We start from the raw sequence: 21,446 nt of genomic DNA, 5'->3' as shown, positions 1-21,446 counted from the left end.
CAGGTGAGTGACCTTAGGTTGATTCCCCTCAAAGCAGAATCCCCGTACACCTGATCTCTCTCCATGCCTGAATTCCTCCAGGCCTCGATCCAAGTGCTGCTGGGCATCGGGCTGCTGTTCGGTGGCGGAGAATTGTTTGTTCAGGGGTCCGTCGCCATGGCGGTGATCTTTGGCATCCCCCAGCTCGTGATCGGCCTCACGGTGGTTTCCCTGGGCACCAGCGCCCCGGAACTGTTCGTGAGTCTGAACTCAGTGCTGCAGGGGGCTGACACCCTCGCCGTGAGCAATGTGGTGGGCAGCAACATCTTCAACGTGATGGTGGTGCTGGGCAGCAGCGCCCTTGTGCTGCCGTTGCGCGTCGAAAGCCGTCTGGTGCGGCGCGATGTTCCTCTGATGATTGCCATCTCGGCGGCGGTCTGGGGCATGGCCTCCGCAGGACGGGTCACCTGGCAGGCGGGCCTGGCCTTGCTGTTGGGGCTTGTGATCAACACCATCTGGGAGATCCGCACCGCCCGCGAACAACCAGACGACAGCGGCAGCGCTGAACCCGAGATCGAAGAGGACGCGGCGAGCGGCGGCTGGACCCTTGCCATCCTGCGGCTGATCGGAGGGATTGGAATCCTCACCATCGGATCCCGGGTGCTGGTGAGCGGCGCCACAGCAGCAGCCACCTACCTCGGGGTGAGTGAGGCGGTGATCGGTCTGACGATCGTTTCCGCCGGAACCTCAATGCCGGAATTGATCACCTCCCTGGTGGCAGCCCTGCGCGGGCGCACCGATCTGGCCATTGGCAACGTGGTGGGCAGCTGCCTGTTGAACCTGCTGCTGGTGCTGGGTGGTGGAGCCTTGGCTGCCGCTGGTCGTGGCCTGGAGGTCAGCCCCGAATTGATTCAGGACGACCTACCTGTGATGTTGCTCACCAGCCTGGCCTGCATGCCGATCTTCTGGACGCGCGGACGGATCAGCCGACTCGAAGGTGGACTGTTGCTGGGCTTGTACATCCTCTACATCGTTGACAACGTCCTTCCCCGAACAACCCTCGCCAGTTGGTCGGACGAGTTCAGGCTTTTGATGCTCTGTTTTGTACTGCCGGTGGTGTTGATCGTGATCATGACCCAGGCGTTGGTGTTCTGGCGCACCAAGACCTAGCGGCATCTCTAGTGCAACCCGTGATGAGACGAATGGAGTTGCAATTGCACATCTGGTGATGACCGTCTGATCCAGCGTGGTCATCCTTGGTGGGTGTCGATCGGCTTGCCGATGCTTGAGCTGCTTCCACCGCTCAACGACAAAAATCTGCCCTGGCTCGACGTCATCCATCCGATCGTCGTTCACTTCGTGATCGCCATGGCCCTGATCACGGTGGTGTTCGACGTCATCGGTGTGATCAGTGGCAAGAAGAATCTGTTTGAAGTCAGCTTTTGGAACCTGATCGTCGCCACCGTGGCGATCTTTGTGGCGATCATCTTCGGCCAGGTGGAGGCCGGTCTTGCCAATCCCTATGGCGCCTCGCGGGACATCCTCAACATTCACAGCACCATCGGTTGGTCCCTGGCCGGCGTGCTGGCCCTGCTCACGGGCTGGCGCTACGTCGCCCGGCAGAAAGATCCGGCGAACTTGCCCAGGGGCTTTCTGGCCCTTGATGTGGTGCTGGCGGGGCTTGTGATCACGCAGGTGTACCTCGGCGACAAGCTGGTGTGGGTTTACGGGCTGCACACGGTCCCCGTGGTGGAAGCCATCCGTCAGGGGGTGGTGTCGTGATCCACTTCGCCGCGATCGCATCGCCGATCAACGACATCGCCGACTCCCTCGGCGCCAACAACCTTCCCTACGCGATTCCGCTGCACCCCAACCTGGTGCACCTCACCATCGGCCTGTTTGCGATCGCCATCGCCTTCGACGTCGCCGGTGCGTTCTACCCGCTGGAAAAACGGGTGTTCCGCTACTTGGCTCTGCCGGTGACCCGCAGCGGCTTCCACGACGTGGGCTGGTACAACCTCGTCGCCTGCAGCGGCATCAGCTTTTTCACCGTGGCCGCAGGGTTCTACGAAATGCTGCTGGCGGTGCCGTTGCCAGGCATCCGCAGCATCCTCGGCCAGACCGCCATCGACACCATGCTCTGGCATGCCATCGGTGGCGTCGCGATCCTGCTGGTGATCGTGGCCATGACCATCTGGCGTGGTTACCAACGCTTTGTCTTGCGCAAGGACCTGGGCCGTCAAGTGAGCTGGCTGTATCTGCTCTGCGGCATCGGCATGCTGCTGTTGATGGGGCTGCACGGAAGCCTCGGGGCGTGGCTCGCGAGCGACTTCGGGGTGCACATCACCGCAGACCAGTTGCTGGCCGCTGGTGCCGATCTGCAGGAGGCATTGCCATGACCAGCACAGCCCCCAAGAAAGGCCCCAACATCGGCTCCATTGTGGTCATCAGCATCGCGATCGCGATCAATCTCGCCATCGCCAAACTGATGGCGACGTGGTCATACAGCTGGTTTCCGCCGCAGGCCTCCAGCGCAGCGGCCTACGTCGACGATCTGTTCGCCCTGGAAACCGGCATCGGCTCCTTTATCTTCTTCGGCTGCACCGGCGTGATGGGCTGGGTGCTGCTGTTCAACCGGGCCGGTAAATACGACGAAAGCGACGGGGCACCAATTGAGGGCAACACCAGATTGGAGATCATCTGGACGGTGATCCCTCTGCTGCTGGTGTTCGCCATTGCCTTCACATCGATGAAGGTGAATGACAGCTTGAACGCCTTGGGGCCGAAGCAGAAGTACGCCATCGGTGCCGACACCAGCGCACTGCTCTCGGCCGATCCCTTGGCGCAGGTGGGACCGATCCAGGTGATTGCACGGCAATGGAGCTGGGAATTCCGATATCCCGATGGCGTTCGCAGTTCAGAACTGCACCTCCCAATCGATCAAAGGGTCAACCTTCAGCTGCAATCCGAGGACGTGATTCACAGCTTCTATGTGCCGGCCTTTCGGCTGAAGCAGGACATCGTTCCCGGCAGCCTGATCTCCTACAGCCTCACGCCCACCCGGGAGGGGCGCTTCCGCCTGCGCGACGCCATGTTCAGTGGCGCCTACATGTCGTTGAATCAATCGAACGTGATCGTCGAATCGGAGCAGGCCTACTCCGATTGGCTGAAGCGTTCGGCCAAGCAAGCCCTGCAACCCGGCCTCGACCCCGGCCGCGTGCTCTACGACCGTCGCATCGCCCGTGGTGACAAAGGCTGGGCCACGGTGCCACCGGCTCCTGCCCCGATGGTGAACGACCCCGGAGATCCCTCCATCCCGCACGACGCCTGAGCCATGACCACCACCAACTACGACCCACGCATCCTCAAGGCGCCGCACCCTGTCCCCGGTGCCCCGGACAACTGGAAGCGCTTCTTCAGCTTCAACACCGATGCCAAGGTGATCGGGATTCAGTACATCGCCACCTCGCTTTTCTTCCTGCTGGTGGGTGGATTGCTGGCGATGATCGTGCGCGGAGAACTGATCACACCGCCGGCGGATCTGGTGGATCCGAGTGTTTACAACGGCCTCTACACCATGCATGGAACAGTGATGCTGTTCCTGTTTCTGTTCCCGATTCTCAACGGCTTCAACAACCTGTTGATCCCCACGATGATAGGTGCGCCGGACATGGCGTTTCCCAAGCTGAATGCAGCCGCCTTCTGGTTGGTGCCGCTGTTCGCGGTGGTGTTGATGGGGAGTTTCTTCGCCCCCGGGGGTCCGGCGTCATCGGGGTGGTGGTCCTACCCACCGATGAGCCTGCAGAACCCCCTGAACCACTTCATCAACGGTCAGTTCCTCTGGATTCTGGCGGTGGCTCTTTCAGGGATTTCTTCGATCATGGGCGCCGTCAATTTCGTGACGACGATCATCCGGATGCGGGCCCCTGGCATGTGCTTCTTCAAGATGCCGATCTTCGTGTGGACCGCCTGGGCCGCTCAGACCATCCAGCTTGTGGGCCTGCCCGCTCTGACCGGTGGTGCTGTGATGCTGCTCTTCGACCTCAGCTTCGGCACCAGCTTTTTCAGGCCTGAAGGCGGCGGTGATCCCGTGCTGTTTCAGCACTTCTTCTGGTTCTATTCGCACCCCGCCGTGTACGTGCTGGTGTTGCCGGTGTTCGGCATTTTTTCTGAGCTCTTCCCGGTTTATGCCCGCAAGCCCCTGTTCGGCTACCGCTTTGTGGCGATCGCCTCCTTCGGCATCACCTTCCTCAGCCTGATCGTGTGGGTGCACCACATGTTCTATTCGGGCACACCGATGTGGATGCGCAATCTGTTCATGGCCACCACGATGCTGATCGCCGTTCCCACTGGCGTGAAAGTGTTCGCCTGGCTGGGAACCCTTTGGAAAGGCAATCTGCGCCTCAGCACCCCGATGCTGTTCTGCCTCGGTGGCCTGTTCAACTTCATCTTCGCCGGCATCACTGGCGTGATGCTGGCCACCGTGCCGATCGACGTGCACGTGGGAAACACCTACTTCGTGGTGGCCCACTTCCACTACGTGATCTTCAACACGATCGGCTTCGGTGTGTTCGCCGGGATCTACCACTGGTTCCCCAAATTCACCGGCCGCATGTATTACGAGGGCCTAGGCAAGGTGCACTTCGCACTCACCTTCATCGGCGCCACCCTCAACTGGTTGCCCCTGCACTGGGCTGGGTTGCTGGGGATGCCGCGCCGGGTCGCCTCCTATGACCCTGAGTTCGCCATCTGGAATGTGATCGCCAGCATCGGTGCATTCATGCTCGGCGTCGCCTCGATCCCCTTCATTCTCAACATGGTGAGCTCCTGGGCCCGGGGGCCTCAGGCTCCTCCCAACCCCTGGCGGGCCATCGGCCTGGAGTGGCTGCTGCCCTCGCCGCCACCGGCTGAAAACTTCGAGGACGACATCCCCACCGTGATCAGCGAGCCCTACGGCTATGGCCTGGGCCACCCCCTCGTCGAAGACGAGGAGTTCTACGTGCGACGTTCCCAGGAGGCCTGAGCCAATGACCAGCGTCAATCCCGATCTACAGCTGAATCACACCCCCGGCCATGTGAAGCACGACGGCCACAACATGACCGGTTTCGTGATCTTCCTCTGCTCCGAGAGCGTCATTTTTCTGGCCTTCTTTGCCGGCTACGCCGTGCTCAAGCTCACAGCCCCCCAATGGCTACCGGACGGCGTCGAAGGGCTGGAGGTACGCATGCCGCTGATCAACAGCGTTGTCCTGGTGAGCTCCAGCGTTGTGGCCTATTTCGCTGAGCGCTATCTGCACAAGGGCAACCTCTGGGGCTTCCGTGCTGTGTGGTTCCTCACCATGGCGATGGGCTCCTATTTCGTGTACGGCCAATACATCGAATGGTCGGAACTCACATTCAGCCTCAGCAGCGGAGTGTTCGGAGGGATGTTCTATCTGCTCACCGGCTTTCACGGCCTTCACGTGATCACCGGCATCCTGCTGATGGGCCTGATGTTGGCGCGTTCGTTTGTTCCCGGGAACTACGACAAAGGCGAGATGGGCGTTGCTGCGGTGAGCCTGTTCTGGCACTTCGTTGATGTGATCTGGATCCTTCTGTTCCTTCTGATCTACGTGTGGCAGTAATTCCATGATCATCGACGACAACCACTACGACGTGATCGTGATCGGCAGCGGTGCCGGAGGGGGAACCCTGGCGGGAGCCCTGAGCCGCAAGGGCAAGACCGTGCTGGTGCTGGAGCGCGGCGGAGCGATGGCCCTTGAAGACCAGAACGTCGCCGACGTGGATCTGTTCCGCAAGGATCGCTACCACCCCAAGAGTGAACGCTGGTTCGGCCCTGACGGCGATCCCTTTGCCCCGCAAACCACCTACGCCCGAGGTGGCAACACCAAGATCTGGGGCGCGGTGCTGGAACGCATGCGCGAAAGAGATTTTGAGGAGGTTGCGCTTCAGGACGGCATCTCACCGGCATGGCCCCTGGATTACGCCGAGCTAGAGCCCTACTACCACCAGGCCGAACAGCTGTATCGGGTGCATGGCGAAGCGGGGGTTGATCCCACCGAACCCAAACGCAAGGGAGATTTCCTGGCTCCACCCAAGCCCATCGAACCCTTTCTCGAACCCCTGCGTGGCGCCCTTCAGCGTCAGGGCTGCCAGCCCTACGAGATCCCGATCAGTTGGTCGGACGACGCTGACGATCCCAGCGGTGATGCCCAGCTGTTTGGGCTGCAGGTGGGTGAACCCAAACGGCTCAACGTGCGTGACAACGCACGGGTGTTGCGCCTGCACGTGAATCCCAACGGCCGAGCCATTCGGGGTGTGGAAGCGGAACTGAACGGCGATTTCTGGCTGTTCAGTGCCGATTTGGTGGTCCTTGCTGCCGGTGCCATCAACACGCCGGCCATCCTGATGCGCTCGGACAATGCCCACCATCCCAAGGGCATCGGCAACGGGTCTGATCAGGTGGGCCGGAACCTGATGAATCTGCAGCTCACCTCAATCCTGCAGCTGGCCACGGAACGGAACAGCGGCCGCTACGGACGTTCACTGGGAATCAACGACTACTACTGGGGAGACAAGAACGTCAGTTTTCCACTGGGCCACATTCAGGCCGCCGGTGGCGTGCTGCAGGACGCACTGTTTGCCGAGTCACCACCGGTGCTCTCGCTGGTGACCAAGCTCATCCCCGACTTCGGTTTGGAGCGCCTGGCCTCCCGCTCGGTGGCCTGGTGGGCCATGACCGAAGTCCGACCGGATCCCCACAACAAGGTGTGGCTCAACAACGAGCAGATCAGGATCAACTACATCCCCAACAACCGCGAAGCCCACGACCGGCTGGTGTATCGCTGGATCGACACCCTTAAAGACGTGGAAAACGACCCGATCACGAAGGTTGTGCTGAAGGCTCCCACCCATGCCCGAGGAGAAGCCCCGCTCAGCGTGGTGGGCTTTGGCTGCGGCACCTGCCGCATGGGTGAAGACGCCGCCAGTTCCGTGGTGGACCCTCAGGGCAAATGCCATGAATTGGAGAATCTCTACATCGCCGACAGCAGCGTGTTTCCCAGTTGCCCGAGCGTTGGCCCTGGCCTCACGGTGATTGCGTTGGCGCTGCGGCTGGCCGATCACCTTTGCGGCTAGCGACTCCTGCAGAATTCCTTTCTGATCAAAGGATGCACCGTGATCCGATTTGTTTGTCCACTTCGTTAGGGATTGGCCTGGCCACCGGACTTGGCCTGCTGGGGAATGCTGCTCTCTCTCAAATCTGGGTCAACAACGTCAACGCCATCCACGAGCTGTACAGCGAAAATCAGCTCGCTGTAAAAAGCGAATACCACAATCAATTCGCGATTGTTGATGGTCGTGTGGACCGCATTGACAGCAACGATCTGATCATCGAGGGCTACAGCGAGTTCGGCAGACTCTTCTGCAAATTCAACAGTGACGACACCAACAAAATCCTGTAGTTAAGAGAAGACGATCGTGTCAGAGTTCAGGGAACCTTGAAAATCAGAAGCTTCCTTTTCGGCATGCGTCCGTATATGAATGACTGTCGGGTCCTCTAGATCAATAGGACCAGAACTTTTACATCGTCACGAACTCTTCGGAGACGGAGGGATGCAGCGCCATGGTGCGATCGAAATCAGCCTTGGTGGCGCCCATCCCCACGGCAATCGCCGCCATCTGAATAATTTCCGCAGCATGCTCACCCACCATGTGGCAGCCCAGCACCCGATCGGTGTGCTTCTCCACCACCAGCTTGAGCAGACAGCGGGGACCCGAGGCGGGCAGGGCCCTCGCCATGGAACGGAAGCGGGCGCGATGCACAACAACACCATCCACACCGTGGCGTTCGATGGCCTGTTCTTCCGATAGGCCAACGGTCGCCAGCTCTGGATCGCTGAACACGGCACAGGCCACCAGATCGTGGTTCACCTGGCGCTGACGCGAACCAAAAACGCTGTCGGCGAAAGCACGACCTTCATCAATGGCCACAGGCGTGAGGTTGACCCGGTCGGTGACATCGCCGACGGCATGGATGTGGGCAACCGAAGTGCAGGAGTTGGCGTCGACAGTGATGCGGCCGTTGTCCAGCGCAACGCCAGCAGCGTCCAGCCCAAGATCCGAAAGCCAGGGGCGACGCCCGGTGGCCATCAACACTCCCCCGCAGTCCAAGGACTGACCATTCCCCAGACGAGCCGTCAGCGAACCGGGCTCACCCTCCACAGCCACCACCGTTTGCCCCAGAAGCACGTCGATGCCCTGTTCACGCATGCCATCAAGCAACGTGTCCGCCAACTCGGCATCAAATCCCCGCAGCAAGCGCGTACCACGCACCACCTGAGTGACCGCAACACCGAGGCCTCGCAGGATGCAGGCGAACTCACAAGCGATGAAACCGGCCCCCACCACGACCATCGCTGGAGGAAAATCCTCGCGCAGGAACATGTCATCACTGACCCAGGTTTTTTCAGTGCCTGGAATGTCCGGACGCTCCGGACGACCACCAACCGCCACCAGAAACCGCGGGGCCGTGAGTTCCTCCCGCACGGGCCCACCACGTTGATCGGAAATGCCGATGCGATCTGGTGCCGTGAAGCGTCCCCAACCGGAGAGCAACTGAACGCCGGCCTTCTCCAAGAATCCGAGATGGAGTGCATTGAGCCGATCCACCTCGGCGCGAACCCGACGCAGGAGATCAGGCACATCCGAACGCACCGCACCGATCTCAAGGCCATAGGCCGATGCATCCGCCAATTGATGGCGGGCCTGGGCGCCATACACCAAAAGCTTCTTGGGAACACAGCCGCGGATCACGCAGGTGCCGCCGACGCGATCTCCCTCCACGATCGCGACACGAGCTCCATGACGGGCCGCACGTTTCGCAGCGGCCAGTCCACCGGACCCCGCCCCGAGAACAACCAGATCTAGATCAGCGCCCATAACGGCAGAGTGCCAAAGACGACGGGCGTCATCGTAAAGATGGCGTTATGGTCCGGGGAAGAAGGCCGTAAAGCCCAAGACGAGTCGGTCGTACTTCAACCGCGTCCTTAGACCATGAACCGTTCTTCCAAGCGCCGCAGGCAGCCGCCTGAACCCGAGCTGCGCCTCAAACGATCACAACGCCGCGAGATCGTGATGATGATCACCAGCGACGACATGAAGCTGCGGCTCAAACAGCTGGCTGATCAGGGCCGCCAGCAGGACTGTCTGGCACTGATGCACGAATTGGGCGACTGGCAGTCCTATGGACGGGCAACGCTTGCGCCAATCCTGCATGCCCCTTTCATCGGAATCAGCTGAACCCCTGAGTTGGTCGGAACTGGCCAGCCTGGCAACGCCGGAACCGAATCGGATTGAAGGGCCGACCAGTGCCCAGGCCACGTTGCGCCTGTTCGGACAGCCTGAATCCAAGGTGATGGTGACGCTGTACCGCGACCACCATGCCTGGTGCCCCTACTGTCAAAAAATCTGGCTCTGGCTGGAGTTCAAGCGCATCCCCTACAGGATCCGCAAAGTCACCATGCGTTGCTACGGCTCGAAGGAGCCGTGGTTCCTGGAGAAAGTGCCTTCGGGAATGCTGCCGGCTTTGGAGCTCAACGGGCGGCTGATCACCGAAAGCGACGACATCCTGCTGGCCCTCGAACAGCAGTTCGGCCCCATGGGCATGGCAATGACAGCACCGGAAGCTCTTGAACTGCGCCGTCTTGAACGGCTGCTGTTTCAGGCCTGGTGCATCTGGCTGTGTTCACCACGGCTGAGCCGGAGGCAACAGGTTCTGGCCCGAGAGCAGTTTCATGGCATCGCCCAGCGCTTTGAAAGCGAGCTCACACGCATGGAAGGCCCATGGCTACGGGGACCGGAGCCACAGACCGTGGATCTGATCTTTGTTCCCTACGTGGAACGGATGAATGCCTCGCTGGCCTACTACAAGGGATACCGGTTGAGGGCTGAGCATCCAGCCATTGACCACTGGTTCCGTGCCCTGGAGCAACTGGGGACCTACCGCGGCACCCAAAGCGACTTTCACACCCATGCCCATGACCTGCCTCCCCAGATGGGCGGCTGCTGGTCGGACGATTGTGAAGAAGCGAAGCGCCTGGCCGAACGGATCGACAGAGGTGATGGCCTTGACGAGGACGAAGCCTGCTGGGATGCAGACCATCAAGCCGATCCGGCCATCATCGCCCTGAGCCGGGTGCTGCGTCACCAGCAGCGGCTGCGCGCCGTGAACCCCATGGGTTCTGCAGCCTTTGACCAGCCCCTGCGCTGCGCCCTCACCCGGTTGGTTCGCAACACACCCTGCCCGCCTCCAGCGGGGAGTGCCGCCGGGCTGCGCTATCTGCGCGATCGCATCTCGGTTCCAAGGGATATGCCACTCCCGGCAGCGCGACTGCTGCGTCAGGCCCTCGAAGCCACCGCCCAGCTGGATGGTCCTGAGCAGGCCAATCCCTTGCCGGTGAGGGATCGCTTTGATCAGGATCCCCGACCCTTCTTGATTGGGTCATAGTGCGGGGGCGCCAAGAGTGAGTCGTGCCCCTGCGGCTGCCCGCCTACCAACCGATCCCAGCCCCCGATCGGGGAACTGAACTGATCGAGGTGTCTGCATCGCAGCTGCGGCCTACCCAGTGGTGTGTAGGGCTGGCGGAAATCTGGTCGCGCGAAAAAGATTTCGCCCAGGACACCCGTCAGCAGCGTCTTGACTACCTGCGCGGCAAACCGGTCCCATTGATCCGATCTGCCGATGGCGCCATGTGGATGCTGGACCGGCACCACCGGCTGCGAGGCCTGATCGGCATTGATCCAGGTGCCACGACCTGGGCTTACGTGGTGCAGGACCTCCCAACAGCCGACCGAAGCAGTGTGCTGACCTATCTGCACAACCAAGGCTGGCTCTACCTCTACGACGGACGCGGCAACGGTCCGCGCCCTGCCGAGCAGCTGCCCATGAGCCTGCTGGGGCTGGACGACGATCCCTACAGGAGCCTTGTGTGGAAGCTGAAGCAGGAGGGTTGGATCAAACCTCAGCCCCTGATCCCGTATCACGAGTTTCGGTGGGGTGCCTGGCTGCGCAGCCGCCCACTGCCCCCCTTCAGCTCCAGGCGACTGGAACCAGCTCTAGCAGCAGCACGCCAACTGGTGTGCTCTGCCGCTGCACAAGACATGCCGGGCTGGAAAGGCGACAAGAAAGCCTGCCGCTGATCAGCGCTTCTTACGGGAATCGATCTGCAGCAGATCTTTCACCTTCTGCACCTGACCGGCGAGCTGGGGGTCGGAAGCCAGTTTTTTCTCCACCTGCTCGATCGCATACATCACCGTGGTGTGGTCCTTTCCGCCGAAGTTGTCGCCGATCCTCGGCAGGCTGAGGTCGGTGCCCTGGCGCATGAGGTACATCCCCACCTGACGGGCCTGGCTCACGGCGCGGCGACGGGTGCTGCTGCACATCTCCTCTGCCGTGACATCAAACACCTCAGAGACCTTGTCGATCACCTGTTGCGGCGTGACCTCCACCCCCTGACCTGTGGGGTCGAGCATCGGTGCCACCGATTCCACGGTCATCGGCAAGCCCGTGATGGAGGCGAAGGCCACGGCTCGGGTCAGGGCCCCTTCCAACTCGCGGATGTTCGAAGTGAAGCGGCCGGCGATGTACTGGATCAGATCACGGGGCAGCGACATGCGCTCCTGCTCCGCTTTCTTCTGAAGAATCGCCATGCGTGTCTCCAGGTCAGGCGACTGAATGTCAGCGATCAGGCCCATCTGGAACCGGGAGATCAGGCGCTGCTGCAACCGCGGTATCTGACTGGGGGGGCGATCACTGGCGATCACCACCTGACGTCCTGCCTCGTGAAGAGCATTGAAAGTGTGGAAGAACTCCTCCTGGGTGTACTCCTTGCCTTCGATGAATTGAATGTCGTCCACCAGGATCAGATCGGCGGCGCGGTAGCGATCGCGGAAGGCCTGCATCCCGTCCTTGCGGATGGCCTGAATCAGGTCATTGGTGAAGGTTTCTGTGGAGACGTAGGCCACCCGAGCCCCGGGGTCGATTTCCAGCCGGTAATGACCAATGGCTTGCATCAGGTGGGTTTTGCCCAGGCCCACACCGCCGCAGATGAACAGAGGGTTGAACTCCCGGCCCGGTGCTTCTGCCACAGCCAGAGCCGCCGCATGGGCCATCCGGCTGTTGGGGCCGACCACAAAACGGCCGAACACGTAGCGGGGATTGAGCCCGGGCAGGTAGCGCCGTTGGAAGCCGTTCCGAGCCGGAGCCGATGCCGACTCCTGGGCCGCTGGAGGCGGAGCCGCATCTGCAGCGGCTGAGGCCTCATCGGTGGCGTCCGGCAGCGGCAGGGCGGTTTCCGCCAGAACCGTCACCTGGACGGGCTGACCGCTGATGCTGCTGGCCATCTCGGCGATCGTGGGCAGCAGCTGCTCCCGCAGACGAACACTGGCAAAGGGATTCGGGGCCAAAAGCTTCAGCTCTCCATTGGCAAAGCCGCTGCAACCCGTGGGGCGAATGAAGGTTTCGAAGGTGGGCTTGCTCAGCTTGGCCTGCAACCCATCCCGCACCTTGATCCAGAGCTCTTCGCCCGTCTGCGCCAAAACCGCCCATCGCCCGAGCGCTGAATCTACGCATGCCGATCCGCTCAGGCCGTCTTAAATGCATCAGCACACATCTCGTCGTGATGCCCAACGCCCAGCATTGGCTTGCCATCGCCCTGGCCGGAAGCGCACTCTCCGGTTGCAGCCTGGTGAGAGACCAGCTGGGCCTGACGCCCAAGCCACCGATGACAGCGCCGCCGGTAGTGCACGATCAGCCCCGAAGTGCTCCGCTGCAGCCGGGGGACAACGTGATCGTGAAGGCGGTGGATCGCGTCGGCCCTGCCGTGGTGCGCATCGATGTGGTGAAGGAGATCTCAAACCCCTTCGGAGAGATTTCCGGCATGGGTCCCTCCAGCCAGCGGCAGCAGGGCCAGGGCTCCGGTTTCATCACCCGGACCAGCGGCCTGATCTTCACCAATGAGCACGTGGTGCGTGGTGCTGATCAGGTGGCCGTGACCCTTCCGGACGGTCGCAACTTCAAAGGCAAGGTGCTCGGCACCGACCCCCTCACCGACGTCGCGGTGGTGAAAGTGGTGGCTGACAAGCTGCCGGTGGCGGCCTTGGGCAACTCCGACCAGCTCAAGCCAGGCGAATGGGCCATTGCCATCGGAAATCCGTTTGGGCTCAACAACACCGTGACCGCCGGCATCATCAGCGCCGTCGATCGCACCGATGCCCTCGGCTCCGGACGACGGGTGCCCTACATCCAGACCGATGCAGCGGTGAACCCCGGCAACAGCGGCGGCCCCCTGATCAATGCCAGCGGTCAGGTAATCGGCATCAACACCGCGATCCGTACTGCCCCCGGCGGCGGCTTGAGTTTTGCGGTTCCGATCAACCTGGCCAAGCGGATCGCGCAACAGATCGTTAGCACCGGTCAAGCTTCCCATCCCTTCATCGGCGTGCAGCTGATGCCCCTCACCCCGCAGCTAGCCCGGGAGATCAATGCCACCAACAGTGCCTGCAGCGTTCCCGAGGTGAATGGTGTTCTGGTCAAGGAGGTGGTGAAAGGCACACCGGCCGCCGCAGCTGGCATCCGCCAGTGCGATCTCATTCTCAAGGTGGAGAACAACCCCGTTCAAACGCCCACCGACGTTCAACTCGCCGTTGACCGCGGCCAGGTAGGAGAACCGATGCAGCTCACCCTCCAACGCAACGGAGAGGACCTGACCGTGGAGGTGCGCCCGCGAGAACTGCCGCGCAACAACTGAAATGGTGGAGATCGTCGTGATGGCCCGCTGGCCATCACCGGGCCGATGCAAACGCCGCTTGAGCTGCGATCTCAACAACGGGCTGGGCTTGTCCAACAGCAGCGAGCGCGCCACAAGGATTCAGCGGCGGCTCACGCATCACACCGCTGCGGTGGTGCGCGGCCTGGCCGGCGCCATGGAGATGAAGCCGGTACTGGCGGTGAGCGGGCTCGGGCCCCGGGCTGCCACGCGCTGGGGGCAGCAGCTGGGGCTGGGGCTGGTGCGGTTGCAGGGGAGGGGGCAACTCGGCACCCGATTGCGACGGCAGTTGATGCACGGCCATCACCAGCACAGGCCCTGCCTTGTGATCGGCACGGATCTGCCCGAACTCAATGCTGATGATTTGAAGCAGGCCGTTGAGCACCTGGAACGCCATGATCTGGTGCTTGGACCAGCCTCCGATGGGGGGTACTGGCTGCTGGGGATCGGCGCATCCCTGATCCGCAGCCCGCAGCACTGGCCGCTGACCGGCATTTCCTGGGGCGGCCCGACCGTGCTGGAGGCAACGCTGGAGGCGGCGCGCAGACGGCAGCTGTCATGCGCCCTCGTCCCCCAACGGAATGATCTGGATCACTGGAGCGATCTCAAGCCATGGCAGGGCTAAGCGTTGTGATTCCAACCCTGGAGGAAGCCAGCAGGCTGCCACTGCTGCTGGCGGATCTGCAGCGATGGCCAGGAGACTTGGAGGTGATCGTCTCCGACGCAGGCAGCCGGGATCAGACCCGAGTGGTGGCGCAGCTGGCCGGTGCCAGCGTGCTCGACAACCCGCAATCCGGACGGGGGCCACAGCTGCGCTGGGGCGTCGACCACAGCTCCCATGCCTGGGTGCTGGTGCTGCACGCCGACAGCCGCCTCCCGGGCAGCTGGCATCAAAAGGTGGCGAGGGTTCTCGACAGGCCGGAGTCTCACCTGAGCGCCTGGTTCTTCAACTTCAACGTGGATGCAGACGGGCGGCCGATGCTGTGGCTGCTGAAGCGGATGGTGAACCTGCGCAGCCATTGGCTGCAACGGCCTTACGGCGATCAGGGCCTGTTGATTCAGCGCCAGCTGTATGAGCGGGTGGGCGGCTACCGGCCCCTGGCGCTGATGGAAGACCTGGACCTGGTGGAACGCCTGAGCAAGGTCGCTCCCCTCCGTTCATTGAACTGCTCCCTGCTCACCAGCGGGGAGCGCTGGCAGTCGCGGAGAGTGCTGATGCAGGCCTGGCGCAATGCCCGGCTGCGCTGGCTCTGGCGGCAGGGCCGATCAACGGAGCAGCTGTTGCGGATCTATCGGCGTTGAAGGATCCGATCAGTTGGCGTACCAGAAGGCACAGCGATGGCCCTGGGGCTCGAGATCCCAGCCCTGGCCCTGGTAGAAGCTGACGACGCCCGGATCGGCGAACAGGCTGACCCGCTCGGTTCCCATCTGATCGAGGGCCTCGAGGATGTAGGCCATCAGCTGCTTGCCCAGACCATTTCCCTGGTAGAGGGGGTGCACAGCCACGTCCCAGACCGTGGCTTCAAACACACCATCGCCGGTGCAGCGCGCAAAACCCACCAGACGGGGAACCCTGGGGTCGTGCCGCCAGAGCCCAACTTTGAGCAGGCTGTGGCTGAGAGCTTTCCGCACCCGGCGAATCGGGCGGCGACTCCAGCCCACCGCTTCCAGCAACTGCTCAAGCTCCACCAGATCGAAGGGGTACTCCTGGCTGAACACCAATGTGATCTGGTCATTGGCACATGGGCAAAGGCGCGCCCCCTGGCCGTACTGCTCCAACAGCGGCTCAGCTGGCATGGGCAGAGGAGCGATCACAGACGCGCCAACCCCCGTTCCTGCAGCTCAGCGAGCTGGGCATAAAGCCCACCGCGGGCCCTGAGCTCTTGATGGGTGCCCTGTTCAATCAGTTCGCCGCGGCCCAGCACAAGGATGCGATCCGAGGCCTCCACCGTGGCCAGGCGGTGGGCGATGACAATGGCGGTGCGCTTTTGCAGGACCCGGTCGAGATCGGCTTGGAGCGTCGCCTCCGTTGAAGGGTCCATGAAGGCGGTGGCTTCATCCATCACCAACACCGTTGGCTGGCGGATCGCCACCCTGGCCACCGCCAGCAGTTGGCGTTCACCTGAGGAGAGGTTGCCTCCCCGCTCGCGCAGCTTCGTCTCCAGACCCTTGGGAAGCTTCGAGAGCAGCTCGTTGAGGCCGAGCTCAGCACAGACCTGAGCCAACTCACCGTCGCTCACCGAAGCACTGAGCCGGAGATTGTCGGCCACATTGCCGCTGAACAGAAACGTGTCCTGAAGCACGACGCCCAGCTCACGCCGGAGATCCGCCATGGGGATCGTTCGGATGTCCCGTCCATCGAGAAGAATGCGTCCCTGCTGTGGTTCATAGAGGCGGCAGAGCAGACGGATGATCGTGCTTTTGCCGGAACCCGTGGGGCCCACCAGGGCGACATGCTCGCCGGGGGCGATACGGAAGGACAGGTTGCGGAGGATCGGGTCATCCGGCCGGTACGCAAAGCTCACGTTCTCGAAGATCACCTCGCCGCCTCCGCCGCTCAGGTGAGGAAGGACGTTCTTGGCCTCGGCAATCTCGAGGGGCTCCTCCATCAATTCGCCAATGCGTTCGACGGCCGTCAGCCCACCCTGAATCTGGGTGAAACGCTCGGCCAACTGACGCAAAGGGTCGAACAGACGCTGGGAGGCCAGGATGAAGGTGGTGAGGGTGCCCAAGCCCATCGCACCATTGGTCACCATCAAGCCGCCAAGGGCCAGAACCAGGGCAATGGCGGCCAGGGCCACCCATTCCAAGAAGGCTGAAATGCTGCTGTCGTAAAAGATGGTGCCATTCACAGCGCTGCGGTAGTCCCTGCCCGTACGCAGGAAACGGGCGCTGTTGACCGTTTCACGGCCGTACATCTGCACCACCTCAAGGCCTTGGAGGTTCTCCTGGAAATCAGCATTGAGCTGGGAGAGCTCTTCCCGTACGCGGTAGTTGGACTTCCGGTAACGGCGCTGCAGCCAAAGCACGGCCAAGGTGACGGGCACCTGTGTGAACAACAGCAGCAGCCCCAGCCTCCACTCAATGAACAGCATCGTTGAGGCCAGCACCAGCAGGCTCACCAGATCATTGAGCACCCCCACGGCACCACTGCCAAACACCTCAGCCAGGGCATCCACATCGCTGGTGAGCCGTGTGAGCAACTTGCCCACCGGCATGCGGTCGTGGAAACGCAGGGACAGCGACAACGCATGTTCAAACAGGTCGTCGCGGATGCGGGCGGTGAGCCGTTGTCCGACGGCGAGGATGCTGAATTGCTGCACGCCCTGCAGGGCGAACCGCAGCAACACCGAGCCGAAGTAGAGCCAGATGATCACGCGGATCGAAGCGGACAGGCTCAACCCCGACAACCAGGGAAGACTGGGCTCTCCGCGCAGAACGCTGACAGCCTGCCCCAATAGAACGGGCTGGAGTGCTCCCGCAAAGGCCAAAGGAAGCAAGAGCAGCAGGGCGACCAAAAGCCGCCGGCGATCCCGCACGAGGTAACGGCCGAGACGACGGACCCGGCGCCAGTCGGCGACGGCTCCCATCAGCTGAAGCTCCCGACGGGTGTTGCTGCGCGGATCGCATCGACGATGGAGGCCAAGGGGCCGTTGTCCAGACGAACGGACAGGGGGTGCCCGACCAGTCGAGCTGTGGAGTGAAACAGGTCTTCGATGGCGATCAGGCCGTTCTCACGCAGAGTGCGACCGGTGGCCACCAGGTCGACAATCGCTTCCGACATTCCTGTGATGGGACCCAGCTCCACCGAGCCATTGAGGTGAACCAACTCAACGGGAAGGTCGAGGGCATCGAAATATTCCCGAGCGCATTGGGTGAACTTGCTGGCAACGCGGCAGTGGGCGGGCAGATCAGCGGCACGGGTGTAACCACTGCTCTCCTGAACCGCCACAGCCATGCGGCAACCACCAAAGCCCAAGTCCACCAGTTGGGCGACAGGCAGTTGATGCTCCTTGAGCACGTCGAAGCCCACAACCCCTAGCTGGGCCTGGCCGTAGGACACATAGGTGGGCACATCACCGTTGCGAACCAGCAGGGCCCGGGCGCGCCCACAAGGGGTGGGCACCATCAGCTGACGGTTGTCCTTGTCCAGAACAGCGGAAAAATCAAGCCCCGCCGCCGCAAAGCGGGCCACCGAATCTTTGAGCAGCGCTCCCTTGGCCAACGCGACGGTGATCATGGGTCGAGCGCTGACCGGTTAACCAGGCAGGACTTTAACGATGCATTCCTCACTTCATGCCTTGCCGGTGCTTCAGGACAACGTGATCTGGATCTGGGTGAGGGGCGCGGAGGCCGTGGTGATCGACCCTGCTGTTGCGCCACCGGTGCGGGCGTGGCTGGAGAAACGCCAGTTGAGCCTGGCGGCCGTTCTGCAGACCCATCACCATGCCGACCACATCGGCGGCACACCGGAGTTGCTGCAACGCTGGCCGGAGGCAGAGGTGATTGCCTCCGCGGATGACCGGGAGCGGATTCCGTTCCAGACCATGCCGGTGCGGGGTGGAGACCACGTCACAGTTCTTGGAGAAACGGTGGAGGTGATGGATGTGGCGGCCCACACCAGGGCCCACATCGCTTTCTTCCTTCCGAACCCAAAGGGCGCCGAGATCAGGCCACTCTTGTTCTGCGGAGACACCCTGTTCAGCGGGGGCTGCGGCCGACTGTTTGAAGGCAGCGCTGAACAGATGCATCAGGCCCTGCAGAAGCTGGCCGAACTTCCCGAGGCCACCCAGGTGTGTTGTGCCCACGAGTACACCGAGGCCAACCTGCAATGGGCCGTGGCACAACAGCCAAACAACACGGTGCTGGTTGAGCGCTACCGGGAGGTGCGAAGTCTCCGCGCCAAAGGCGAGCTCAGCCTGCCCAGCAGTATTGGGTTGGAGCGCCGCACCAACCTGTTCATGCAGGCCAGCTCAGCGGCCGAATTGGGCTTTCTGCGCTCACACAAGGATCAATGGCGACCGACGTGATCGATGGCGAAGAACGGGATCACCAACGGCGATGATCGAGGTGACTGCTGTTCAGAACCACCCCATGAGCGCCAAGGCCATCACCACACAAGACGCCCCTGCACCGGTTGGGCCCTACAACCAGGCGGTGCTTGCCGGCGAATGGCTCTACTGCTCCGGACAGATTCCACTGGATCCAGCAACCGGCGAGATGGTGGGAAACGGTGATGTGGCGGCGGAAACGCATCAGGTGCTGAAAAACCTCTGTGCTGTGTTGAAAGAAGCCGGCGCCACGCCTGCTCAGGTGGTGCGCACCACGGTGTTCCTGGCGGACCTGGGCGATTTCCAAACCGTGAATGGCATCTATGCCGAGGTGTTTGGTGAGGGGGTCAGTCCAGCTCGCGCCTGCGTTCAGGTGGCAGCTCTCCCCAAGGGAGCACGGGTGGAAATCGACTGCGTCGCCTGGCTCGGCAGCTGAGCCTGGCCCGCGGGGGCATAGGTTGGAACTGGCTTCAGTGGTCCTATGCCTCAGGCGAAACTCACCATCGGTGAACTAGAGGCGGGCTATCCGATGTATTGCAAGGCGCTACGGCGTCTCCTCCAGCAGGGAAAAACCGCTCAGGACATTGAGCGCACGGTTTGCTGGGGGCATCTGGAAACGCTGAACCGCTGCCTGCCCACCCGCTACAAATCGCCCTCCTACCTGCTGGCATTGATCCGTCGCGACATAGAGAATCCAAAAGAGGATTGAGACCGGTTTTCTCAGCGTTTTCCCAGCGTTCTCGTGGCCAACGCTTCAATTTGAACTGAAAGAAAGGGTTAAACCAGGTTCAGAAGCAAGGTCTTGGTATGACCCGCTGTATTTTTCGCAAGCCCAAAAGGCAGCTAAAGCTGAGCCAGGGGCTTGGAGTGATCACCGTGATGCTTGGGGCGGCCCTCTGCCTGGAGCTGCGGCCACAGCTGAACCAAGACCCGTCAACACTCAAGGGATCGTCCTTGCTCGGGGAAAGCGGGACAATGCAGGGATGGACATCGAACAGCTGGAGCAGCTCGCTGCGGTGATCGTGACGGCAGGGCTGGTGGCCGGAAATTTCCTGTTGTTCACCCCCTGGCGCAATGGAGAAGATCCGAGGCATCGACAACCTGAGAGCTTGATGCCTCAGAACGAATCGATTTACCAATCCGAACTCGGATCTTTCAAAGAATCATTCATCAGGCTGATGGCGAACAGATCCTGATCAATGCAAGCCTAAAGGTTGTTGATTAAGGCGAGAAAGAATGAGATAAATACTTTTATCAAGCAGAATAGTTTGCGACTGTCAAGCAGAAGCAGGCACGAAAGATCGATAGCCAGTTCCTATTCATCATCACGCTGGAAAACAATGCAACTATTGCTTCAAAGGAGGAAGCGGAAGCGGTGGCAGGACGACTGGTTGCTGCATCCCGACGAGACATGAATCGAGCTGGCGCAACTGCTCATCATGTTCGCTGATGTCTGATGGATGCGAATGATTGAAAAGGAAATTGTCTACATTTCCATCATCCAAACCGTTAACACCAAAATGCCATGTGACATCCCAGGCAAAGCGCGTATCAAGGGATTCGTCGTAGGAAAGGCTATCGCTGATCGATAACACCTTGTTTGCATCAGCAAGCCAACCAAAGGCCCCAGAACCAGCATTGGCAACCTGCAATGCGCATTGGTCAGCGAAAATGGTATTGACCACATCCTTGAGACTAATGTTCATGACTTCACCAAGATCTTCGGCAGAGCCGTATTGAGCCTTTGCGGGCAACGGGACGATGAAGATCGCTGTCGCCAGCAGTCCGATAGAGAGTCGGTGGAGCATCGGACAGGTACGACTCCGTGAATGATGCCGTCAATGCCCTCGTTCGTCACGAGGTGGTGCCCCCTGCTGCAGCTGCTCCACCGCATCCCTCAGTTGAGGGATATAAGCCGTCGCAAAGATCACCCATTTGGGGATGTCGCCAGGCTCCAGAAAGAGGGGTCGTGGTGGAATCAGCATGCTGCCCTCTTGCACGTCGCCTCTTAGCCGAGGAACAGATTCACCTGCGCATGGACCGGGTGTGATGACCCGGCTTTTTATTGCGTCCGCTCAAGCAAAAACCCCGCTTTTACTGACGGGGTGATTGTTCTGTTGGGAGATGGATTAGTAGCAGTTTCACCAATTCACAAAGCCACGCCGACCGCCACCGTTGCCCCAAGCACCGCTTCCGTTGCGCCAGCCGCCACCGTTGCCCCATCCACCTCCATAGCGGGCATTCGCGAAGCCACCACCGCCTCCACCGCCGTTAGCCCAGCCACGTCCGCGACCGTTACCCCAAGCAGCGAACTCCAGCGATTGGTGCAGCTTTGACTTCAACAGGTGCGACCAGCCTTCGTCACTCCGTGCAGCAGCAATGCGTTCTTCGACGCTGTTGTCAGCTTTTTGGATTGAATATGTTCCAGCCTCAGTGCCACCAACACTGCTCCACGTGCGGAGGAGGACCAGAGTTCCAAAAGGGTGGTTGGCTTCATTCGCCGAATTGAGCAGCTGAAATTCTGAAGGTCTTGCCACGATGAAAGCGGCGAGTCATCGGTAAGTCGTGACTGCAAAAATTTTCCCGCTCT

At 61.3% G+C, this 21,446-nt stretch carries 26 protein-coding genes; 18 read left to right on the top strand and 8 right to left on the bottom strand.

Annotated features, from left to right (window positions below; translation table 11 throughout):
- The first annotated feature begins 63 nt into the window (after positions 1-63).
- From SYNCC9605_RS04960 to SYNCC9605_RS04925, 8 genes are all read left to right on the top strand, one after another.
- On the top strand, positions 64-1,149 hold the full coding sequence (locus tag SYNCC9605_RS04960; RefSeq protein WP_011363966.1) for a calcium/sodium antiporter: 1,086 nt from the start codon (positions 64-66) through the stop codon (positions 1,147-1,149).
- Between the two features lie 111 nt (positions 1,150-1,260).
- Positions 1,261-1,761, top strand: coding sequence for a DUF2231 domain-containing protein (locus tag SYNCC9605_RS04955; RefSeq protein WP_041435545.1), 501 nt, complete (start codon positions 1,261-1,263; stop codon positions 1,759-1,761).
- On the top strand, positions 1,758-2,378 hold the full coding sequence (locus tag SYNCC9605_RS04950) for a DUF2231 domain-containing protein (RefSeq protein ID WP_011363964.1): 621 nt from the start codon (positions 1,758-1,760) through the stop codon (positions 2,376-2,378). The genes SYNCC9605_RS04955 and SYNCC9605_RS04950 overlap by 4 nt, the downstream gene beginning before the upstream one ends.
- Entirely contained in the window at positions 2,375-3,310 is a 936-nt protein-coding gene (locus tag SYNCC9605_RS04945; RefSeq protein ID WP_011363963.1) for a cytochrome c oxidase subunit II, read from the top strand. The genes SYNCC9605_RS04950 and SYNCC9605_RS04945 overlap by 4 nt, the downstream gene beginning before the upstream one ends.
- Positions 3,311-3,313: 3 nt before the next feature.
- A complete protein-coding gene (locus SYNCC9605_RS04940; protein WP_011363962.1) occupies positions 3,314-5,002 on the top strand; it encodes a cytochrome c oxidase subunit I in 1,689 nt (562 codons plus the stop codon).
- A 4-nt stretch (positions 5,003-5,006) separates the two neighbouring features.
- Complete coding sequence (locus SYNCC9605_RS04935; RefSeq protein WP_011363961.1) at positions 5,007-5,603, top strand: cytochrome c oxidase subunit 3; 597 nt, start codon at positions 5,007-5,009, stop codon at positions 5,601-5,603.
- 4 nt (positions 5,604-5,607) lie between these two features.
- Positions 5,608-7,116 (top strand): GMC oxidoreductase, encoded by a 1,509-nt coding sequence (locus SYNCC9605_RS04930; RefSeq protein WP_011363960.1) that lies wholly within the window; start codon positions 5,608-5,610, stop codon positions 7,114-7,116.
- 53 nt (positions 7,117-7,169) lie between these two features.
- Positions 7,170-7,442, top strand: coding sequence for a hypothetical protein (locus tag SYNCC9605_RS04925; protein ID WP_257929950.1), 273 nt, complete (start codon positions 7,170-7,172; stop codon positions 7,440-7,442).
- A gap of 118 nt (positions 7,443-7,560) precedes the next feature.
- Here SYNCC9605_RS04925 and gorA read toward each other — a convergent pair whose 3' ends face one another.
- Positions 7,561-8,919 carry a glutathione-disulfide reductase gene (gene gorA / locus SYNCC9605_RS04920; protein WP_011363958.1) on the bottom strand — a complete coding sequence of 453 codons (1,359 nt, stop codon included), beginning with the start codon at positions 8,917-8,919 and terminating at the stop codon, positions 7,561-7,563.
- A gap of 114 nt (positions 8,920-9,033) precedes the next feature.
- On the opposite strand from gorA, the gene SYNCC9605_RS04915 reads away from it, so the two are divergent.
- Genes SYNCC9605_RS04915 through SYNCC9605_RS04905 form a run of 3 tightly spaced genes read left to right on the top strand, consistent with a single transcriptional unit; the run spans position 9,034 to position 11,178 of the window.
- On the top strand, positions 9,034-9,279 hold the full coding sequence (locus SYNCC9605_RS04915) for a hypothetical protein (protein WP_041434546.1): 246 nt from the start codon (positions 9,034-9,036) through the stop codon (positions 9,277-9,279).
- Positions 9,254-10,486, top strand: a complete 1,233-nt coding sequence (locus SYNCC9605_RS04910; protein WP_041434543.1) for a glutathione S-transferase family protein — start codon at positions 9,254-9,256, stop codon at positions 10,484-10,486. The genes SYNCC9605_RS04915 and SYNCC9605_RS04910 overlap by 26 nt, the downstream gene beginning before the upstream one ends.
- 23 nt (positions 10,487-10,509) lie before the next feature.
- The gene (locus SYNCC9605_RS04905) at positions 10,510-11,178 is read left to right on the top strand and encodes a ParB/Srx family N-terminal domain-containing protein (protein ID WP_011363956.1); all 669 of its coding nucleotides are present in this window, start codon (positions 10,510-10,512) and stop codon (positions 11,176-11,178) included.
- Here the strand turns inward: SYNCC9605_RS04905 and dnaA are convergent, their stop codons facing one another.
- Positions 11,179-12,576, bottom strand: coding sequence for a chromosomal replication initiator protein DnaA (dnaA, locus tag SYNCC9605_RS04900; protein WP_041434542.1), 1,398 nt, complete (start codon positions 12,574-12,576; stop codon positions 11,179-11,181).
- Between the two features lie 83 nt (positions 12,577-12,659).
- Here dnaA and SYNCC9605_RS04895 point away from each other — a divergent pair, with 83 nt between their 5' ends.
- The 3 genes from SYNCC9605_RS04895 to SYNCC9605_RS04885 are packed head-to-tail and all read left to right on the top strand — an operon-like array spanning position 12,660 to position 15,107.
- A complete protein-coding gene (locus tag SYNCC9605_RS04895; RefSeq protein ID WP_041435543.1) occupies positions 12,660-13,787 on the top strand; it encodes a trypsin-like peptidase domain-containing protein in 1,128 nt (375 codons plus the stop codon).
- Position 13,788: 1 nt separating this feature from the next.
- Positions 13,789-14,430: a TIGR04282 family arsenosugar biosynthesis glycosyltransferase gene (locus tag SYNCC9605_RS04890; protein WP_041434541.1), complete on the top strand. Its 642-nt coding sequence runs from the start codon at positions 13,789-13,791 to the stop codon at positions 14,428-14,430.
- Positions 14,418-15,107: a TIGR04283 family arsenosugar biosynthesis glycosyltransferase gene (locus SYNCC9605_RS04885; RefSeq protein ID WP_011363952.1), complete on the top strand. Its 690-nt coding sequence runs from the start codon at positions 14,418-14,420 to the stop codon at positions 15,105-15,107. Before SYNCC9605_RS04890 ends, SYNCC9605_RS04885 begins: the two co-directional genes overlap by 13 nt.
- Before the next feature lie 9 nt (positions 15,108-15,116).
- Here SYNCC9605_RS04885 and SYNCC9605_RS04880 read toward each other — a convergent pair whose 3' ends face one another.
- From SYNCC9605_RS04880 to hisG, 3 genes are read right to left on the bottom strand one after another with little or no spacing between them, the layout of a single operon-like run.
- Entirely contained in the window at positions 15,117-15,602 is a 486-nt protein-coding gene (locus tag SYNCC9605_RS04880; protein ID WP_156782998.1) for a GNAT family N-acetyltransferase, read from the bottom strand.
- 14 nt (positions 15,603-15,616) lie between these two features.
- Complete coding sequence (locus SYNCC9605_RS04875; RefSeq protein WP_011363950.1) at positions 15,617-17,395, bottom strand: ABC transporter ATP-binding protein; 1,779 nt, start codon at positions 17,393-17,395, stop codon at positions 15,617-15,619.
- Positions 17,395-18,045 (bottom strand): ATP phosphoribosyltransferase, encoded by a 651-nt coding sequence (hisG, locus tag SYNCC9605_RS04870; protein ID WP_011363949.1) that lies wholly within the window; start codon positions 18,043-18,045, stop codon positions 17,395-17,397. Before hisG ends, SYNCC9605_RS04875 begins: the two co-directional genes overlap by 1 nt.
- A 40-nt stretch (positions 18,046-18,085) precedes the next feature.
- Between hisG and gloB the strand changes: the two genes are divergently transcribed.
- From gloB to SYNCC9605_RS04850, 4 genes are all read left to right on the top strand, one after another.
- The gene (gene gloB, locus SYNCC9605_RS04865) at positions 18,086-18,835 is read left to right on the top strand and encodes a hydroxyacylglutathione hydrolase (protein WP_011363948.1); all 750 of its coding nucleotides are present in this window, start codon (positions 18,086-18,088) and stop codon (positions 18,833-18,835) included.
- Between the two features lie 31 nt (positions 18,836-18,866).
- Complete coding sequence (locus SYNCC9605_RS04860; RefSeq protein ID WP_011363947.1) at positions 18,867-19,292, top strand: RidA family protein; 426 nt, start codon at positions 18,867-18,869, stop codon at positions 19,290-19,292.
- 45 nt (positions 19,293-19,337) lie between these two features.
- Positions 19,338-19,565 carry a DUF3136 domain-containing protein gene (locus SYNCC9605_RS04855; protein WP_011363946.1) on the top strand — a complete coding sequence of 76 codons (228 nt, stop codon included), beginning with the start codon at positions 19,338-19,340 and terminating at the stop codon, positions 19,563-19,565.
- Positions 19,566-19,839: 274 nt separating this feature from the next.
- Entirely contained in the window at positions 19,840-20,052 is a 213-nt protein-coding gene (locus SYNCC9605_RS04850) for a hypothetical protein (protein ID WP_011363945.1), read from the top strand.
- A 150-nt stretch (positions 20,053-20,202) separates the two neighbouring features.
- Here the strand turns inward: SYNCC9605_RS04850 and SYNCC9605_RS15670 are convergent, their stop codons facing one another.
- The 3 genes from SYNCC9605_RS15670 to grrA all read right to left on the bottom strand — a co-directional run bounded on the left by SYNCC9605_RS15670 (position 20,203) and on the right by grrA (position 21,393).
- The gene (locus tag SYNCC9605_RS15670) at positions 20,203-20,664 is read right to left on the bottom strand and encodes a hypothetical protein (protein WP_041434540.1); all 462 of its coding nucleotides are present in this window, start codon (positions 20,662-20,664) and stop codon (positions 20,203-20,205) included.
- Positions 20,665-20,694: 30 nt separating this feature from the next.
- Positions 20,695-20,841, bottom strand: a complete 147-nt coding sequence (locus SYNCC9605_RS14560; RefSeq protein WP_156782997.1) for a hypothetical protein — start codon at positions 20,839-20,841, stop codon at positions 20,695-20,697.
- Between the two features lie 156 nt (positions 20,842-20,997).
- Positions 20,998-21,393 (bottom strand): GrrA/OscA1 family cyclophane-containing rSAM-modified RiPP, encoded by a 396-nt coding sequence (gene grrA / locus SYNCC9605_RS15785; RefSeq protein WP_011363943.1) that lies wholly within the window; start codon positions 21,391-21,393, stop codon positions 20,998-21,000.
- Between the last annotated feature and the right edge of the window lie 53 nt (positions 21,394-21,446).

Origin of the sequence: Synechococcus sp. CC9605 (genome assembly GCF_000012625.1) — a bacterium.
In the GTDB taxonomy this organism is placed as follows: Bacteria; Cyanobacteriota; Cyanobacteriia; order PCC-6307; family Cyanobiaceae; genus Parasynechococcus.
This window is presented reverse-complemented; position numbering and strand designations above follow the sequence as displayed.

Bases quoted from the DNA above. Each gene is read 5' to 3' on its own strand.
- hisG (WP_011363949.1), bottom strand. From the start codon at position 18,045: ATGATCACCGTCGCGTTGGCCAAGGGAGCGCTGCTCAAAGATTCGGTG.
- SYNCC9605_RS04895 (WP_041435543.1), top strand. From the start codon at position 12,660: ATGCCCAACGCCCAGCATTGGCTTGCCATCGCCCTGGCCGGAAGCGCA.
- SYNCC9605_RS15670 (WP_041434540.1), bottom strand. From the start codon at position 20,664: ATGCTCCACCGACTCTCTATCGGACTGCTGGCGACAGCGATCTTCATC.
- gloB (WP_011363948.1), top strand. From the start codon at position 18,086: ATGCATTCCTCACTTCATGCCTTGCCGGTGCTTCAGGACAACGTGATC.
- SYNCC9605_RS04860 (WP_011363947.1), top strand. From the start codon at position 18,867: ATGATCGAGGTGACTGCTGTTCAGAACCACCCCATGAGCGCCAAGGCC.
- SYNCC9605_RS04885 (WP_011363952.1), top strand. From the start codon at position 14,418: ATGGCAGGGCTAAGCGTTGTGATTCCAACCCTGGAGGAAGCCAGCAGG.
- SYNCC9605_RS04910 (WP_041434543.1), top strand. From the start codon at position 9,254: ATGCCCCTTTCATCGGAATCAGCTGAACCCCTGAGTTGGTCGGAACTG.
- SYNCC9605_RS04875 (WP_011363950.1), bottom strand. From the start codon at position 17,395: ATGGGAGCCGTCGCCGACTGGCGCCGGGTCCGTCGTCTCGGCCGTTAC.
- SYNCC9605_RS04955 (WP_041435545.1), top strand. From the start codon at position 1,261: ATGCTTGAGCTGCTTCCACCGCTCAACGACAAAAATCTGCCCTGGCTC.
- gorA (WP_011363958.1), bottom strand. From the start codon at position 8,919: ATGGGCGCTGATCTAGATCTGGTTGTTCTCGGGGCGGGGTCCGGTGGA.
- SYNCC9605_RS04850 (WP_011363945.1), top strand. From the start codon at position 19,840: ATGGACATCGAACAGCTGGAGCAGCTCGCTGCGGTGATCGTGACGGCA.
- SYNCC9605_RS04890 (WP_041434541.1), top strand. From the start codon at position 13,789: ATGGTGGAGATCGTCGTGATGGCCCGCTGGCCATCACCGGGCCGATGC.
- SYNCC9605_RS04940 (WP_011363962.1), top strand. From the start codon at position 3,314: ATGACCACCACCAACTACGACCCACGCATCCTCAAGGCGCCGCACCCT.
- SYNCC9605_RS14560 (WP_156782997.1), bottom strand. From the start codon at position 20,841: ATGCTGATTCCACCACGACCCCTCTTTCTGGAGCCTGGCGACATCCCC.
- SYNCC9605_RS04960 (WP_011363966.1), top strand. From the start codon at position 64: ATGCCTGAATTCCTCCAGGCCTCGATCCAAGTGCTGCTGGGCATCGGG.
- SYNCC9605_RS04855 (WP_011363946.1), top strand. From the start codon at position 19,338: ATGCCTCAGGCGAAACTCACCATCGGTGAACTAGAGGCGGGCTATCCG.
- SYNCC9605_RS04935 (WP_011363961.1), top strand. From the start codon at position 5,007: ATGACCAGCGTCAATCCCGATCTACAGCTGAATCACACCCCCGGCCAT.
- SYNCC9605_RS04880 (WP_156782998.1), bottom strand. From the start codon at position 15,602: ATGCCAGCTGAGCCGCTGTTGGAGCAGTACGGCCAGGGGGCGCGCCTT.
- SYNCC9605_RS04945 (WP_011363963.1), top strand. From the start codon at position 2,375: ATGACCAGCACAGCCCCCAAGAAAGGCCCCAACATCGGCTCCATTGTG.
- SYNCC9605_RS04915 (WP_041434546.1), top strand. From the start codon at position 9,034: ATGAACCGTTCTTCCAAGCGCCGCAGGCAGCCGCCTGAACCCGAGCTG.
- SYNCC9605_RS04930 (WP_011363960.1), top strand. From the start codon at position 5,608: ATGATCATCGACGACAACCACTACGACGTGATCGTGATCGGCAGCGGT.